Source organism: Oceanospirillum sp., assembly GCF_982874595.1.
On record NZ_CEYNZH010000019.1, the window covers coordinates 38385 to 53424 of the forward strand.

The following is a 15040-nucleotide window of genomic DNA, read 5'->3' on the forward strand; positions in this document are numbered from 1 at the left end:
GAGTCTCTTTAAGCCTTGCTTCCCTCTAGGCTGTCACCAAATTGTCAAAAACATGGTCTAGGGTGGCTGAACGTTAAGGCCGCAACAATAAGTTAGCCTTGATTAATGCAGATCAAAGCCAATGAAATTCATTGAAAAAAGGGCGAATCTGACTATTGCCATGCGGCGGCAGGATGTTTAAAGTAACTCCTGCGATTGAAACAATAACGGTTATTGATTGGCTGAATTCTTTTTTGTTCAGTCAGCACACCGAAAACTTCTGCTTTTATGCAGAGCGATTGAGTAGAGAAAGGAAATTATCAAATGAAAAAGACTCTTATTGCTACCGCTATTGCTGGTGCTATGAGCTTCTCTGTAGCTGCACAAGCTGCTCCTGTTGTTTACGGTAACATCCAGGTTGTTGTAGATGTTGAAAATGACAACACCGCTGCAGATAACGGTTCTACTTTCGGTATCATGGGTGAAACTGCTCTGGATAACGGCTTGACCGGTATCTACAAAATCGAAATGGATGTTAACGCTGCTGGTACTAAAGGCGACAACTCTCCATTCACTGGTGATCAGGCTTACCTGGGTGTGAAAGGTGGTTTCGGTACTGTTCGTGTTGGTTCTATGGACACTGTTGCTGATGACCTGATCTCTGATGCTATCTTCGGTGAAGAATACAAAGGCGGTGAGTTCTCAGCATTCGCTGGTAACAACCGTGAAATCCAGCAGGTTCAGTACTCTAACGATTTCGGTGGTTTCGAAGTTCGTGCTTCTGTAAACATGAACGGCACTGAAAAAGCTGATTCTCGTGCCGATGGTGACGATGATCTGAACAATGCTATGCAGATTGGTGTTAAAGCTGGTGTAGCTGAAGGTGTTGCTGTTGCTGTTGCTGCTGACACTTATAAGTCTGCAGTTGGTGTAGCTGCTACTATGGAAATGGATGCTCTGTCCGTTGGTGCTGCTTTTGAAACTCAGAAAGACATTGATACTGTGATCTCTGCTTCCGGTGCATTCAACTATGGCATGGGTAGCGTATACGCAATTTTCTCCATGTTTGACAATGATGATGTAGACGGCAACCGTACTACTGCAGGTGTTAATTACAACCTAGGTGAGTCCATGTACGTTTACGCAGAAGTTGTTTCTGGTGACGACGAAAAGCTGAACGATGCTAAGAGCACTGCTCTGGGTGCTGTTCTGTCTTTCTAATCTTTTGATTAGCTAAGATTCAGTACGAAAAACCAGCCTTCGGGCTGGTTTTTTTATGTCTGGAATTTGACCAGATAGCCTCGCGCTTTAACCTTCCTTAGAAATCCTTTAGTATCCCTCGCTTGTTTTCTCCCTGGTCATTCAGGCACTGATTTGCTTTCTTTGAGGTTACCGACTTGGCTGCACCCCGCCCAAAAATCCAGACCGATAAAATCTTTAACGGTTTAGCCGAAAAGTTTCGCAATAATGTTTATGGCACCAACAAAGGCTGGTTACGTCAGGAGCTTTTGTCCCGTGATTTTCAGCAGATCCCTTTTATAGCTGAAGGGTGTCCGGTTGATGTGCTGGATATTGGCGGTGGATTGGGGCAGATGAGTGACTGGTTGGCCCGACAGGGGCATAAGGTAACCTTTACTGAACCTGCTGATGATATGCGGGCTGAGGCTGACCGGCTGTTTCAGGAGCAATCCGCATCCTATGATAGTCCTGTGGCAAGCTATCCTTATCGTTTGCAGGAGTTGGCAGATCAGGTGCCTCCGGCGCAATTAGTGGTATGCCATGCGGTGCTCGAATGGTTGCATCAGCCGATGGATGCGCTATCGATTATTGCGGATCAGATCCAGTCCGGCGGTTGGTTGTCACTGATGTTTTTTAATGAGGATGGCCTGCGGTTCAGTAATATTGTGAAAGGTAACTATGATAAGGCACTGCGGGATACGCTGGATGGTACCGGCCAGCGTTTGCGTCTGACACCGATCAGTCCGCAAAAACCGGAACAGGTTATCGATGAATTAAAGGAACAGGGCCTTGAGATTGTCTCGGTCGCGGGTATTCGTGTGTTTACCGACTATCTTCGTGATAAAACCCCTTCGGATGAAGATCTGGAAAAGCTGCTGGAGCTCGAATGGCGTTATTGTCATCAGGAGCCCTACTGGCGAATGGGGCGCTACATTCATGTTATTGCAAGAAAGGGCATGTAATCGCAAAAAAGGCATGTGGTGGCCAGAAAGCCCTGATTTAAAAAAGCCTGCGGGCTATTGTGATACAAGCTTGAAAACACTTCTGATTCTTTTCTAATTTGGTAAACAATTATGAGCGCTTTGTCCCCAGCTGCAGAACTGTTAATGCGTAATCAAGATGCCGTTGAAGGTGATGTTCTGATGGCGCATCTGCCTGTGGGCGATGGCTTTGGCAATTTTATTCAGCCGATGCTGACGGAACAGGTGACAGCACTGCACCTGTTGACCGATGACTGGCGGAGCTTTCAGTCACTGCAGCAGCATTCCCAACATGAAAGCCGGTTTTTACCGTTGTTTCAGGCCTATCTGGGCCAGGACAAAGAGTCCGGGTTATTGACCGGTTATGACGCCATTCTGCTCTTTATGCCGAAGGCGAAAGAGCAGGCGCGCTACCTGATTGCTCAGGTTTTACCTCTGCTGAAGGCCGGAGGTCGCTTTTGGCTGGTGGGTGAAAATAACGGCGGTATTAAATCAGCGGATAAGCTGGTTAAGGCTGCTGCCGAGGTTCAGTGGCCGGAAGGCGGCTACAGCCTGAGCAAAGCGGACAAGGCGAAAAAAAGCACACTGCTGAGACTGGACCTGAGCGAAGAATCCGCATCCGGAACTCCGGAGGCTTTTGACGCCACGCCATGGGAATTGCACTGGCAGCTGCCGGAAAAAGAGGCGTTTCCGGATGAATTGTCTGATCTTAAGCTGATCAGTTTGCCCGGCGTGTTCAGCCACGGACGTTTGGATGAAGGCACGGCCCTGATGCTGCAGAATATGCCGCGCATTAAGCCTTCTAAGGTGCGTAATCGCCGTGTACTGGATATGGGCTGTGGCACCGGCGTGATCGGTCTGAGCCTGTTAAAGCAGCACCCTGAGCTGGAAGTCACCTTTTGTGATGTGAACGCTATGGCGCTGGAAGCGACCCGTCGAAGTATCCTCGCCAATGAGATGCAGGGACAGGTCTACGCCTCTGACATGTGGAGTGATATTACCGATCGCTTTGATCTGATTATCTCCAATCCGCCATTTCATACCGGCCAGAAAACCGATTACGAGCTGGCGGACCGCTTTATCCGTCAGGCTAAGAAGCACCTTAAGCGCAGTGGTGAGCTGCGGATCGTTGCCAACCGGTTCCTGAAGTATCCTGATATTATCGAAGCTACTTTTGGCCATTGTGAGCGCATTGCTGAGACCGGTAAGTTCTGCATCTGGTCTGCCCGGATTTAACCTTTAGGTACCTGACGTGAAACACGAGCAAAAAGACGCGATCTTCGCTAACCCATTGGATAAAGTGGCCACCTTTTCATTTGATGACAAGGTCGTTCAGGTCTTTCCGGATATGATCAAACGATCTGTGCCGGGTTACAGCAATATGATTGGTATGACCGGCGTGATCGCCCGCCGTTACTGGCAGCCGGGAACCCGTATCTATGATCTGGGTTGCTCTCTGGGCGCGAGCATGTTGTCGGTATTGCATCAGATTGAAGAACCCGGACTTGAGATTGTGGGGTTGGATAACTCTGAGGCGATGATTGAGCGCTGCCGTGAAGTTCTGTCGCAGGAAGTCTCCGAAGCTCAGCGTAATAGCGTGCATCTGGAATGCGCCGATATCTGTGACGCACCGATTGAAAATGCCTCTGTCGTGATTCTGAACTTTACCTTTCAGTTTCTGCCGATGGAGCAGCGTCTGCCGCTGTTAAAGCGGATCCATGAAGGGTTGGCCCCCGGTGGCGTGATTATCCTGTCAGAAAAGGTACGTTTTGACTCTGCAGAGCAGCAGGACACTCTGTTTGACCTGCATCTGGATTTTAAACGTGCCAATGGTTACAGCGAGCTGGAGATCAGTCAGAAGCGGGCCGCGCTGGAAAACTTCCTTCAGGCCGAAAGCTTCGAAACCCATCATCAGCGTTTCAGTGATGCAGGCTTTGCCCAAAGTACCGTGTGGTTTCAGTATCTTAACTTTGCTTCCCTGTTAGCGATTAAAGCCCGATAGCCATCACTCATAGCAAGCAGCCCGGCTGTTCCTGAACTCTATTCCAACCCGATCTAAGTGAGCGACAACATGCAGGATTATGCACCTCTGTATCAGAAATTTGCTGAAGAAGGCCTGACCCGTTGGTTAGCGAAAGTGCCGGAGCAGCTGGAAGAGGCGTTGGATACTAAGCGTTATTCGGATCTGCCCGGTTGGCAGCGGGTTGTGGATAAATTTGATACGGCAGACACTCTGGCGGAACAGGGCTATCAGGTTGAAATTAATTTGGAGCAAAGCGCTGTTCAGGTGCGTACTCAACCGAAACTGCCCGCACCTCAGCAGGCGAAGTATCGCAACCTGCTGAAAAAACTGATGCCCTGGCGTAAAGGCCCGTTTGATCTACACGGCTCTTATATCGATACCGAGTGGCATTCTGACTGGAAGTGGGATCGTCTGGCGGAGTTTATCGCACCCCTGCACAACCGTAGCGTGCTGGATGTGGGTTGTGGCAGTGGCTACCACTGTTGGCGCATGGCCGGTGCCGGTGCGCGCTTTGTGGTGGGTATTGATCCATCGCCGCGTTTTCACATGCAGTTTCAGCTGATACGGCGTTTAATGGGGCTGGCTGATGGTAATCGCGTATTCCATCTGCCGGTGGGGATCGAAGATGTCCCGGCTAATCTGGATTACTTTGATACCGTGTTCTCTATGGGGGTGCTCTATCACCGTCGCTCCCCTATCGACCATCTGTATCAGCTGAAAGAAACGCTGCGTCCCGGTGGCGAGCTGGTGCTGGAAACGTTGGTGGTGGATGGTGATGCGCAAACCGTACTGGTGCCGGAAGATCGCTACGCGATGATGAACAATGTCTGGTATCTGCCAAGTCCCGATGCACTGGTACTTTGGCTGGAGAAGTGTGGCTTTGTGAATGTGCGGGTGGTGGATGTGTCGGTTACAACAACGGAAGAGCAGCGCAGCACGGAATGGATGAGCTACCAGTCTCTGAAAGATTTCCTGGATCCAAACGATCCGACAAAAACGGCAGAAGGCTACCCGGCTCCGAAGCGTGCCGTGATTATTGCCGAGCGCCCTTATTGATAGCAGAAAAGACAGTATTGGTCTCTTATTCTTAATAGTTATATCTAAATTCTATTTAGAATTAAGCGGTATTTCTTTGATTAAGTATTTTCTAATATTATCTCCCTCAATTGGTCAGTCTCTCTGACCGGTATGAGTTTTGGAGAGTGTTATGAATATTGATCGTCTGATGTTTGTTTTTGCGGGTTCTATGGTACTGCTAAGTGTTGTGCTGACTCAGTATGTGCACGCTAACTTTATGTGGTTTACCGTCTTTATCGGTGCGAATCTGATTCAGTCTGCATTTACCGGTTTCTGCCCGGCTGCGAAAGTGTTTAATATGATGGGTATTAAGACCGGTTGCGCTTTTAAGTAAACTGCAGCCTCGCAGAGCGCGTTTTAAGCTCAGCTACAGAAAAGAGACCCGGACCCTGTCCGGGGCTCTTTTTTTGGCTTGTTGATGGGGCTCATTTTTTAAGCTGTTCAGTCGTAATCCACGGCCAGCACGTAGTAAGTCTGTTCGCCACCGGGAGCTTGTACCCGGATTTCATCATCCAGTGTTTTACCCAGAAGCGAGCGCGCCAGAGGTGAATCGATATTGATTTTGCCTTCTTTCAGGTCGGCCTCATCCGGCCCGACAATGCGCACCCGCATCAGCTCGCCTTCATCATCTTCCAGCTCTACCCAGGCAGAGAAGAAAATACGCTCCAGATCATCGGGCTTTTTGTCCACAACCGTCAGCGCATCGAGCCGTTTGTCCAGATGCCGGATCCGGCCCAGCGTTTTGTTCAACAGCTGCTTATTGTAGGTGTAGTCGGCGTTTTCACTGCGATCGCCCTGTGCGGCGGCTTCCTGAACCTTTTGTGCCAGTTCAGGGTGGCGTACTTTCCAGAGAAAATCCCGTTCACTTTGCAGTGCATCGTAACCCTCCTGAGTGATCAGGTTGGTTTTTTTCTCTCTTCGGGGATCTTTAGCCGGATCCCGCCAGCGCTGCATATTACGACCTTTCATACCGGCTCTTTGGCTCCGTTTCAGTTGGTCAGAGGTTGGTGAGTGTGAGGCAAAAATAAAAAAGCCTGTGGCCGATTTTAAAGCGACACACAGGCTGTTTGAAGTGGGATGCCGTGATGGTCAGGTTTTAAACTGCTTGATCAGGGTTTCAAGATTGTGAGCATTCTGCTGTAGCTCTCGACCGGATTCACGAATCAGGCTGGTGCCCTGTTCCGTTTCTTCCGAGACGTTAGAGATTGAAACCAGGTTCTGGCTCATCTCATTGGCGACATTACTTTGCTCATCGGCTGCGGTCATAATCTGGGCATTCAGCGAGCTGATCTGCTGCATCGACTCTGCAATGGTACGGAAAGCTTCACCAGCCTCATTCGCTTTGGTTACCGTAGTTTCGGCTTTTGTTCGGCTGGTATTCATCACATCCACAGCTATTTTGGAACGGCTCTGCAGTTCGTGAATCATCTCCTGAATTTGCTGTGTCGATTCAGCCGAGCGTTGCGCCAGTTGACGCACTTCATCGGCAACAACCGCAAAGCCACGACCCTGTTCACCGGCTCGTGCCGCTTCAATGGCAGCATTCAGTGCCAACAGGTTGGTTTGTTCCGAGATGCCACCAATCACATCCAGAATACTCTCAATTTTGGCGGTATGATCTTCTAGGGCATTAATCACGTTACTGGCTTCTTCTACTTCAGTTGCCAGTTCACTGATACTGCCAGTGGCCTCTTCCACAATACGCAGGCCATTTTCTGTTTGTTCGTGGGCCTGACGGGTCGTCTCGTTGGCCTGATCGGCAATGTGGGCCGTCTGCTGAGCGGATGCTGCCATCTCGTTCATACCTGCCGCGCTTTGTTCTGTTTCTGAACGCTGGCGGGTGACGCCATCAATGGTGCTTTCAGTGATATCTGACATCTGAGTAATAGCGTGGGAAAGCTGCTGTGTGGATTGGTCAACAGAGTTCACAATATTCTGGAACTTATCCATCATGTGGTTAAACGCTCCGGCCATATCGCCCAGCTCATCTGTGGTGTTGATATCCACACGCTCCCGCAAATCACCGGAATCTTTTACATCCACCATGGTGTTTTTCAGTGTTGTGATCTGAACGGTGATGATATGGATGATGAACAGAGCCAAGCCACCAATCAGCAAACTCAGAATACCCACTGTTACGGAGTAGTGCAGCAGCGTCTTCCAGAAGATTTCATCCATATCGTTCAGGTAGATACCGTTACCCACAATCCAGCCCCAGGGAGCGAAGCCTTTTACGTAGGAGACTTTTGCCTGTGGGTCATCGTGCCCCGGCTTTGGCCACAGGTAATTGACATAACCTTCGCCTGAGGCTTTTACGACACCGACAAATTCACTGAAGATTTTTTTGCCGTTAGCATCTTCCAGGTTTGTCAGATCTTTACCATTAAGTGCTGGTTTGATCGGATGCATAACAACGACAGCGTTCATGTCATTGATCCAGAAATACTCATCTTTATCGTAGCGCAGGCTTTCAATTGCCTTTTTTGCAGCTTCCTGGGCCTGTTGGCGGTTGAGCTGCCCGGATTTCTCCAGCCCATAATAGTGATCGAGAAAACCGTGCACGGTTTCAACCACATGTTTTGTTTTGGTTTTACGGTCTTCCAGCAGATTATCTTTCAGTGACATCAGGGATACGCTGATCAGAACAGCGGTTCCCATCGCCATCAGGCCGATAATGACCCAGAGTTTGTACTTAATTTTGATATTGCCCAGGAGGTTATGCATTGCAACGCTCGCTCTTATGACTTAGTCGTTATAGTTCTAATTCTAATTTGGGACATTAGGTAAAAGCCGACTCTTTAAAGCTTATAACCTGTTAAAAATTCAGCTTTTTGTTTGTTGTTATTATTCAATTGCCTAATAGTGGATTTTAACCCTTATGTTTGCAATAAAACTGCATAGTTTCCGTCATATTGTGTTACATGTATTTTTTGCAGCTGTTTGGGGATTGATCTGTCTCAGAGTCATCCCTGCTTGTGGTGCTCTCAGCACTTGCTCTGACCTCTAAAATCTCTTAATTCTCCGGTGGCGGTAATCCTTTCAGTAAAGGATAGGTCAGAAGAGAAGATACTCCTTCTGTTTGCAGCTGCTCAGCCCAGTCTTTTGCATCATAGGTAACGCGCTCAATTCGGGGGATCAGTTTGTCTCTGAAGGGCTCTATCAGCAGATAGTGAACATCAGAATAAAGTGGGTGGCTGGCAAAACCGCTGGCGCCACAACTGGCGACAAAGCGGCCTTCCGGCAGATGCTCTATCCAGGGTTGATGATCACTGCCAATAATCAGACCCTGACAATGATATTGTTCCAGCCAGCTCAGAATTTGCCCCTTATCGAGATTATGTTGGTTCACCGCCCCTGGGAGCATATAGTCCGGTGAGTTATGGCAGGCCAGAAGTGCCCCGTTTGGTGTCTGAATACGTATCAGATCTGTCCACTGAGTCAGGTGCCGCATATTGTGATAGCTGAAACTGCTTTGTGCCCGCCTTAGACGCGTGTCGTTGTGCAGCCATTGCCAGGCATTTTGGTTGGCTGGTATGTGATTGTCTTGAGGGGAATTGAATCGGCTATCTGAAGGCTTATCGTGCCGTGTACCGTTGGGCGGGCTGAAGCGTTGTAGCAGCAAGCGTTCATGTTGTCCCCTGAGCAGCCAGGTGCATTGGGTTTCCAGTTGGAACAGGGTTTCATCACTATGGCCAAAAGCGCCAAAGGCATTCCCCAGAAAGATACGTATATTGGCACTTTGTCGCTTCGCCTGTTGCAGACAGGCTTTAAGGGCTGGCACATTACCTTCTGCTCCGGCCAGGAATGCCAGTGGACGCTGGTTCAGATAATTAAGCTGTACAAAGGCCATAGTTGCCTCCAGTATCTCGCTGCCTGCAATAAGAGCCGTTGCTGTCGAATTGCTGATTAGGATGTTTAATCCCTTGTACTGTTTCAGTATAGTGCGCAGAATTTTTCTGGTGTGCTGAGATTTGCTGCTCTGAATGGGCTTCTTGAGTGTTGTTTGAAACTTGCTATGCTGAAAGGCTGTTGCTCGAAAGGAATGAAGATGAGTCAAAAATTAGTACCAACATTTCAGCAGGATGCGGTTGAAGTTATCGATCAGAATACCGTATTTCAGGGGTTCTTCCGTTTCGATAAGCTGCGCCTGAAAACTCGTCGCTTTGATGGCGGCTGGTCAGAAGAGATGAGTCGTGAGGTCTTTGTCCGTGGCAATGCTGTTGGTGCGCTTCTTTATGACCCTGTAGCTGATAAATTGCTGATGCTGGAGCAATTCCGCCCCGGTTGTATATATGATTCAGCCCAAAGCCCCTGGCAGTTTGAGTTGGTGGCGGGTATGACAGAGCCCGGTGAAAGTGATGAAGATGTGGTTCACCGGGAAGCCGAAGAAGAAGCTGGCTGTAAAGTGCTTCACCTGGAACATCTGTACAAATACTGGGTCAGTCCTGGTGGTATGGATGAACAGATCGACCTTTTTCTGGGCATTATTGACAGTCGTGAGATTCAGGAAGGAATCTACGGCCTGGAAGAGGAAAATGAAGATATCCGCGTTGAGCTGATCGACACTGACGAAGCCTTTAAGGGACTTGAGGATGGCCGCATTAACAATGCCATGGCCATTATCGGTTTGCAGTGGTTGCAGCTTAACCGACAACGCCTGCAGCAGGTTTACCGCGTTTAAATCGACAGGATTTAGATGCAGCCAGTGATATTAATCATAGGTGTAAAGGCCTGATCGTTATTTTGGTGATGTTTACAGCCAAGGTCAGCCTGCTGTGGCGGGAGTGTTTCCCTATGAATTCAAATTCCGATAAAAAGCCGGCGTCCGGTACTCGTTTCGGCAGTTGGCAACAGCACAATGGCTGGCGAACCAAACCCAACTATTCCGTAGACTTAAAAAGACAGATGGCTGAGTGCGAAGCTAATTATCTGCGTCTGCTGAAGCTTCTGCCGGATCTGGATGAAACTGAGCAGTGGCATTTTGCGGTGAGTGATGAATCCCTGCATCTGGGTGAGCTGGTGATTAAGGTCACTGAGCGTAGTAAGTACACTACGCTGTTACGTATTTTTCAGAAAGACAGCTGGGGCCATTGGCTCAGCCAGCCGGAGCTCTCAGTGCGACTGTACCATGATGCCCGCATGGCTGAGGTGGTGGGCTATCAGAAGCAGCGTCACTTTGATGGTCGCTATCTCTATCCCAATGACAAGATGCGTCAGCCGGATGAAAAGCTGCAGATCAATCTGTTTCTGGGAGAGTGGCTGGCACATTTGCAGCGGTATGGTCATGTCGCAGAGCCTGTTAACCTTTCATTTTAATCAGTAGGAGGGGGTTCTCCCTCCGGCGACCTGACTTTATATATCGACTCAGGATTCTTTTTTGATGTCCGTTTCTGTTATTCAGCTTACCGACCTGCACCTTTTGGCCGATACTCATCAGAAGTTTAAAGGCCAGAATCCCTGGAGTAATTTCAATCGTTTGCTGGCGCAGATCGCCTGTGGCGACCAGCCGGACCTGTATCTGCTGACAGGTGATCTCTGTCAGGATCATAGTCCCGAGGCGTGTCGGGCGGTTTACCGAATGCTGGCTGAACGTATGGATCAAACCGGCTGCCTTTGGCAGTGGATTCCCGGTAACCATGATCAGCCAGAACTGATGGCTGAGTATAAGGCTCAGGAGTCTTCTGTTGTGGTTGGTGACTGGCAATGGCTATTGCTGAACTCCAATTCCGGAAGCCCCCATGGTGAACTGGCCGATAGTGAGCGTCAGACACTGCAGGCTTCTTTGGATAATCCTAAAGCCCGTTTTCAGGCGGTAGCTGTGCATCATCAGCCGTTATTGGTCGGGCCGCGACGTCAGGGGCTGTTCTATTCGGAGCTGCCTGAACCAGAGGCTGTTGCTGGCATCGACAGTATTCCTCTGCGGGATAATGGCTGGCTCTGGCAGGTGTTATGTGAGCAGGCTCAGGTAAAGGCCGCAATCTGTGGCCACGTACATCAGGAACATGAGCTTGAGCGTGACGGACTGACACTCTTTACCACACCGGCTACCAGTATCCAGTTCACTGCTGATATTAATGGTTTTGAGTTGGATCCTGCTCCGCCCGGCTACCGTTGCTTTGAGCTGCTGAATGATGGCTCGGTTAAAAGCTGTACCGAGCGTTTGAAGAGCGCTTATTAAGTACAGTTTGAAAGCTTTTTGTACCTTTCGGCCCTCTTTTGCCTGTTTTACCGCGCTGGCGTTAGTCTTCTGGCCGAAGGGGTTTTCTTACCTGGGGTTCTTGCCTGTTTTAAAATCTCTTATATTAAAAAGTTATCAGCCAATGATTTTAAATAATTTGACGTAATTAAGGATTCCGTTTTAACTACGCTTATTAAAATCGCGCACAATAGGCTTATTTGTATCTGATACAGGCCGATGGAAAGCTTTAAAAGCGGCTGCGATAACAGATTTGACTTGAAAAGCCGCCCTGTCGGGGCTTGCTTATGACCTTTAGCAGGAGTGGATCACAACGATGATATCGCCCGAACGCCTGACTCACCTGAAACAGCTGGAAGCCGAGAGCATCCACATTATTCGGGAAGTAGCTGCTGAGTTTGATAATCCGGTAATGCTGTACTCAATCGGTAAAGACTCGGCGGTAATGCTGCATCTGGCCCGTAAAGCCTTCTACCCGGGAACGCCTCCGTTTCCGCTGATGCATGTGGATACCACGTGGAAATTCCGTGAGATGATCGAATTCCGCGACAAGATGGCGAAAGAAGCGGGTATGGACCTGATCGTTCATACCAACGAAGAAGGCCGCGCGGCAAATATCAACCCGTTTGATCACGGCAGTCGTAAGTACACCGACGTGATGAAAACCGATGCCCTGAAGCAGGCGCTGAACAAGTACCGCTTTGATGCGGCGTTCGGTGGTGCCCGTCGTGACGAAGAGAAATCCCGCGCTAAAGAGCGTGTTTACTCGTTCCGTGACAAATTCCACCGCTGGGACCCGAAAAACCAGCGTCCTGAGCTGTGGAACCTGTTTAACGGCAAGGTCAATAAAGACGAATCGATCCGTGTATTCCCGCTATCCAACTGGACCGAGCTGGATATCTGGCAGTACATCTATCTGGAAGAGATTCCGATTGTGCCTCTGTACTACTCAGCAGAGCGCCCGGTGGTTGAGCGTGATGGCACCCTGATCATGGTTGATGATGAGCGTATGCCGCTGGCGGAAGATGAGAAGCCTGAGATGCGTTCTGTGCGTTTCCGTACGCTGGGTTGTTACCCGCTGACCGGTGCGGTGGAATCGACGGCTGCAACGCTGCCGGACATTATTCAGGAAATGCTGCTGACCACCACTTCCGAGCGTCAGGGCCGTGTGATCGACCACGATGGCACCGGTTCTATGGAAGAGAAAAAGCGCGAAGGCTATTTCTAGGAACGGTCTCTGTCTGAGAACCGTCGCACAAGTGCACGGTTCTGAGCTGCCGGCTTACCCGGCTTGCTGAGTGAAACAAGATTCTGGTCGGGTGTGTGCTTCAGGCCATATCCGCCCCAAGTGAATGAGGACACAAAATGTCTCACCAATCCGATCTGATTGCGGAAGATATTGAAGCGTATCTGAAACAACACGAACAGAAAGATCTGCTGCGTTTTATCACCTGCGGCAGTGTTGATGATGGTAAAAGTACCCTGATCGGCCGTCTGCTGCATGATTCCAAAATGATCTATGAAGATCAGCTGGCAGCGATCAGCCGTGACAGCAAGAAAAGCGGCACCACCGGTGAAGAGATCGATCTGGCACTGCTGGTTGATGGCTTGCAGTCTGAGCGTGAGCAGGGCATCACTATCGATGTGGCTTACCGCTATTTCTCTACCGAAAAGCGTAAGTTCATCATCGCGGATACTCCGGGACATGAGCAGTACACCCGTAATATGGCGACCGGTGCGTCTACCGCATCCTTGGCGATTATTCTGATCGATGCCCGTCACGGCGTACTGACTCAGACCCGTCGTCACAGCTTTATCGCTTCTCTGCTGGGTATTAAGCATGTGATCGTTGCCGTCAACAAAATGGATCTGGTGGATTATTCTCAGGCCCGTTATGACGAGATCGTGGCGGACTATAAAGAATTTGCTAAAGATCTGGATCTGCCGGATACCCGTTTTGTGCCGGTTTCTGCCCTGAAAGGCGAAAACGTGACCAATAACAGCGAGTTGATGTCTTGGTACACCGAAGCTCCGCTGATGGATATTCTGGAAAACGTGGAAGTGAATCACGACATCGCACTGCAGGAGATGCGATTCCCGGTGCAGTACGTGAACCGCCCGAATCTGGATTTCCGTGGTTTCTGTGGCACCGTTGCCGCCGGTTTTGTTAAGAAAGGCCAGTCGGTTACTGCGCTGCCTTCCGGCAAAACCAGCACCGTTAAATCCATCGTCACCTTTGATGGTGAGCTGGATCAGGCGCAGCCGGGTCAGGCCGTTACGGTTACCCTGAACGATGAAATTGATATCTCCCGTGGTGACGTACTGGTTGAAACCGGTAGTGAAGCCAAGGTCAGCAACAGCTTCAGCGCACACATGGTGTGGATGCATGAGCAGCCGTTGGAACTAGGTAAACAGTACAGCTTTAAGGTTGGTACTCACTTCACCAGCGGTTATGTGACTCATATCGAGCATCAGATCGATGTGAACACCATGGAAAAATCCGAAGCCCGTGAGCTGCCATTGAACGGTATCGCGCTGGTAACGGTTGAGCTGACCGCTCCTGTGGTATTTGATGCGTACAAATCCAGCAAGTTTACCGGTAGCTTTATCGTTGTTGATCGTTTGAGCAACGTGACAGTCGGTGCCGGTATGATTGAAGATGTCGCTCAGGCTGGCGCACAGACTGCGGCAGGCCCAATCAGTGCCTTTGAACTGGAACTGAACGGTCTTATCCGCAAGCACTTCCCTCACTGGGAAGCGAAAGATATCAGCGAACTGCTGAAGTAATCTTTCTTCCGAGCGCTTCTTCGGTTATCAAACCGGAAATAAAAAGCGGCCATCACTGAGCAGTGATGGCCGTTTTTGTTTTAAGGCATTCTGTTGATCCGGGAAGTCTCAAGCCCAGGGCGCTGTTTTGACGTTCAGCGAATCAAAGCACTTCTTCGATATGCTCTTTCCACTCATTCATGGCGGCTTCACGACGTTTCTGGTGGTTGATCAGCAGTTTGTGATGATCTTCCCAGTGGTCGATAAAGTGCTGATGGCACTCTGACGGATCGGATGTTGCGCAATCCTGCCATAAATCGAACCAGAGATGGTTGTATTCCATCATTGCTTCAAGCTCGAGATTCACGAGATTATTCATCCCATCAAGCCAATGTTGCTGCACTTTTTGCATCGGCAGTGGTTGAGGAAGAACTTGCGCGAATAATGAAAAGTCGGGAAAGAATTGGTTTGCCATGACTGCGATCTCCGTATTAGGCCATAAGATCTTGCTGCCCCTAAGGGCCGGCTTAAAGTCTGTGCCCGTCCTTCGGTTCCCTTCCATTCTAGAAGAGTTTTGATTCTTTCGTTATGACTTCTGCTTGTTGTGTATCAAGTAATCGGCTGTTTTCTTTTGACCTGCTTAGAATAGAAAATTGTACTTTATATAAGCACCTGTTTAATAAAGAGAACTTGTTCTTAAGCCAAAAACTGAAAAGCCCTCACAAGTGAAGTGACCCCCAATAGTTGGACACCCAACATTGGGGGTTCTTTTTATGGCGA

General features: G+C 49.4%; 15 protein-coding genes. 11 read left to right on the forward strand and 4 right to left on the reverse strand.

Annotation, left to right across the window (positions count from 1 at the left end):
* Nucleotides 1-303 precede the first annotated feature (303 nt).
* From AC4GL5_RS10215 to AC4GL5_RS10240, 6 genes are all read left to right on the forward strand, one after another.
* Nucleotides 304-1200 (forward strand): porin, encoded by an 897-nt coding sequence (locus AC4GL5_RS10215; RefSeq protein ID WP_490382678.1) that lies wholly within the window; start codon nucleotides 304-306, stop codon nucleotides 1198-1200.
* Between the two features lie 176 nt (nucleotides 1201-1376).
* On the forward strand, nucleotides 1377-2180 hold the full coding sequence (locus AC4GL5_RS10220) for a methyltransferase domain-containing protein (protein ID WP_490382679.1): 804 nt from the start codon (nucleotides 1377-1379) through the stop codon (nucleotides 2178-2180).
* Between the two features lie 144 nt (nucleotides 2181-2324).
* Nucleotides 2325-3434, forward strand: a complete 1110-nt coding sequence (locus tag AC4GL5_RS10225) for a methyltransferase (RefSeq protein WP_490382680.1) — start codon at nucleotides 2325-2327, stop codon at nucleotides 3432-3434.
* Between the two features lie 16 nt (nucleotides 3435-3450).
* Nucleotides 3451-4200: a carboxy-S-adenosyl-L-methionine synthase CmoA gene (cmoA, locus tag AC4GL5_RS10230; RefSeq protein WP_490382681.1), complete on the forward strand. Its 750-nt coding sequence runs from the start codon at nucleotides 3451-3453 to the stop codon at nucleotides 4198-4200.
* 69 nt (nucleotides 4201-4269) lie between these two features.
* Nucleotides 4270-5277 (forward strand): tRNA 5-methoxyuridine(34)/uridine 5-oxyacetic acid(34) synthase CmoB, encoded by a 1008-nt coding sequence (gene cmoB / locus AC4GL5_RS10235; protein WP_490382682.1) that lies wholly within the window; start codon nucleotides 4270-4272, stop codon nucleotides 5275-5277.
* 151 nt (nucleotides 5278-5428) lie between these two features.
* Nucleotides 5429-5632 (forward strand): YgaP family membrane protein, encoded by a 204-nt coding sequence (locus tag AC4GL5_RS10240; protein WP_490382683.1) that lies wholly within the window; start codon nucleotides 5429-5431, stop codon nucleotides 5630-5632.
* 107 nt (nucleotides 5633-5739) lie between these two features.
* Here AC4GL5_RS10240 and greB read toward each other — a convergent pair whose 3' ends face one another.
* The 3 genes from greB to AC4GL5_RS10255 all read right to left on the reverse strand — a co-directional run bounded on the left by greB (nucleotide 5740) and on the right by AC4GL5_RS10255 (nucleotide 9148).
* Nucleotides 5740-6267, reverse strand: coding sequence for a transcription elongation factor GreB (greB, locus tag AC4GL5_RS10245; protein ID WP_490382684.1), 528 nt, complete (start codon nucleotides 6265-6267; stop codon nucleotides 5740-5742).
* A gap of 120 nt (nucleotides 6268-6387) precedes the next feature.
* Nucleotides 6388-8022: a methyl-accepting chemotaxis protein gene (locus AC4GL5_RS10250; protein ID WP_490382685.1), complete on the reverse strand. Its 1635-nt coding sequence runs from the start codon at nucleotides 8020-8022 to the stop codon at nucleotides 6388-6390.
* Between the two features lie 289 nt (nucleotides 8023-8311).
* Nucleotides 8312-9148, reverse strand: a complete 837-nt coding sequence (locus AC4GL5_RS10255) for a hypothetical protein (protein ID WP_490382686.1) — start codon at nucleotides 9146-9148, stop codon at nucleotides 8312-8314.
* Nucleotides 9149-9346: 198 nt separating this feature from the next.
* Between AC4GL5_RS10255 and AC4GL5_RS10260 the strand changes: the two genes are divergently transcribed.
* The 5 genes from AC4GL5_RS10260 to cysN all read left to right on the forward strand — a co-directional run bounded on the left by AC4GL5_RS10260 (nucleotide 9347) and on the right by cysN (nucleotide 14281).
* Nucleotides 9347-9979, forward strand: coding sequence for an NUDIX domain-containing protein (locus AC4GL5_RS10260; protein ID WP_490382687.1), 633 nt, complete (start codon nucleotides 9347-9349; stop codon nucleotides 9977-9979).
* Nucleotides 9980-10092: 113 nt separating this feature from the next.
* A complete protein-coding gene (locus AC4GL5_RS10265) occupies nucleotides 10093-10614 on the forward strand; it encodes a DUF1249 domain-containing protein (RefSeq protein WP_490382688.1) in 522 nt (173 codons plus the stop codon).
* Nucleotides 10615-10678: 64 nt separating this feature from the next.
* The gene (locus AC4GL5_RS10270) at nucleotides 10679-11476 is read left to right on the forward strand and encodes a metallophosphoesterase (protein ID WP_490382689.1); all 798 of its coding nucleotides are present in this window, start codon (nucleotides 10679-10681) and stop codon (nucleotides 11474-11476) included.
* Nucleotides 11477-11810: 334 nt separating this feature from the next.
* Nucleotides 11811-12722 carry a sulfate adenylyltransferase subunit CysD gene (gene cysD, locus AC4GL5_RS10275; protein WP_490382690.1) on the forward strand — a complete coding sequence of 304 codons (912 nt, stop codon included), beginning with the start codon at nucleotides 11811-11813 and terminating at the stop codon, nucleotides 12720-12722.
* A gap of 137 nt (nucleotides 12723-12859) precedes the next feature.
* Nucleotides 12860-14281: a sulfate adenylyltransferase subunit CysN gene (gene cysN / locus AC4GL5_RS10280; protein ID WP_490382691.1), complete on the forward strand. Its 1422-nt coding sequence runs from the start codon at nucleotides 12860-12862 to the stop codon at nucleotides 14279-14281.
* Nucleotides 14282-14423: 142 nt separating this feature from the next.
* On the opposite strand, the gene AC4GL5_RS10285 is transcribed toward cysN, so the two are convergent.
* Entirely contained in the window at nucleotides 14424-14735 is a 312-nt protein-coding gene (locus tag AC4GL5_RS10285; protein WP_490382692.1) for a hypothetical protein, read from the reverse strand.
* Nucleotides 14736-15040 lie beyond the last annotated feature (305 nt).

Excerpts from the sequence above, each read along its gene's own strand:
- AC4GL5_RS10270 (WP_490382689.1), top strand. The coding sequence starts at position 10,679 with ATGTCCGTTTCTGTTATTCAGCTTACCGACCTGCACCTTTTGGCCGAT.
- AC4GL5_RS10265 (WP_490382688.1), top strand. The coding sequence starts at position 10,093 with ATGAATTCAAATTCCGATAAAAAGCCGGCGTCCGGTACTCGTTTCGGC.
- AC4GL5_RS10260 (WP_490382687.1), top strand. The coding sequence starts at position 9,347 with ATGAGTCAAAAATTAGTACCAACATTTCAGCAGGATGCGGTTGAAGTT.
- cysD (WP_490382690.1), top strand. The coding sequence starts at position 11,811 with ATGATATCGCCCGAACGCCTGACTCACCTGAAACAGCTGGAAGCCGAG.
- cysN (WP_490382691.1), top strand. The coding sequence starts at position 12,860 with ATGTCTCACCAATCCGATCTGATTGCGGAAGATATTGAAGCGTATCTG.
- AC4GL5_RS10215 (WP_490382678.1), top strand. The coding sequence starts at position 304 with ATGAAAAAGACTCTTATTGCTACCGCTATTGCTGGTGCTATGAGCTTC.
- AC4GL5_RS10255 (WP_490382686.1), bottom strand. The coding sequence starts at position 9,148 with ATGGCCTTTGTACAGCTTAATTATCTGAACCAGCGTCCACTGGCATTC.
- AC4GL5_RS10250 (WP_490382685.1), bottom strand. The coding sequence starts at position 8,022 with ATGCATAACCTCCTGGGCAATATCAAAATTAAGTACAAACTCTGGGTC.
- AC4GL5_RS10285 (WP_490382692.1), bottom strand. The coding sequence starts at position 14,735 with ATGGCAAACCAATTCTTTCCCGACTTTTCATTATTCGCGCAAGTTCTT.
- AC4GL5_RS10225 (WP_490382680.1), top strand. The coding sequence starts at position 2,325 with ATGCGTAATCAAGATGCCGTTGAAGGTGATGTTCTGATGGCGCATCTG.
- cmoB (WP_490382682.1), top strand. The coding sequence starts at position 4,270 with ATGCAGGATTATGCACCTCTGTATCAGAAATTTGCTGAAGAAGGCCTG.
- greB (WP_490382684.1), bottom strand. The coding sequence starts at position 6,267 with ATGAAAGGTCGTAATATGCAGCGCTGGCGGGATCCGGCTAAAGATCCC.
- AC4GL5_RS10240 (WP_490382683.1), top strand. The coding sequence starts at position 5,429 with ATGAATATTGATCGTCTGATGTTTGTTTTTGCGGGTTCTATGGTACTG.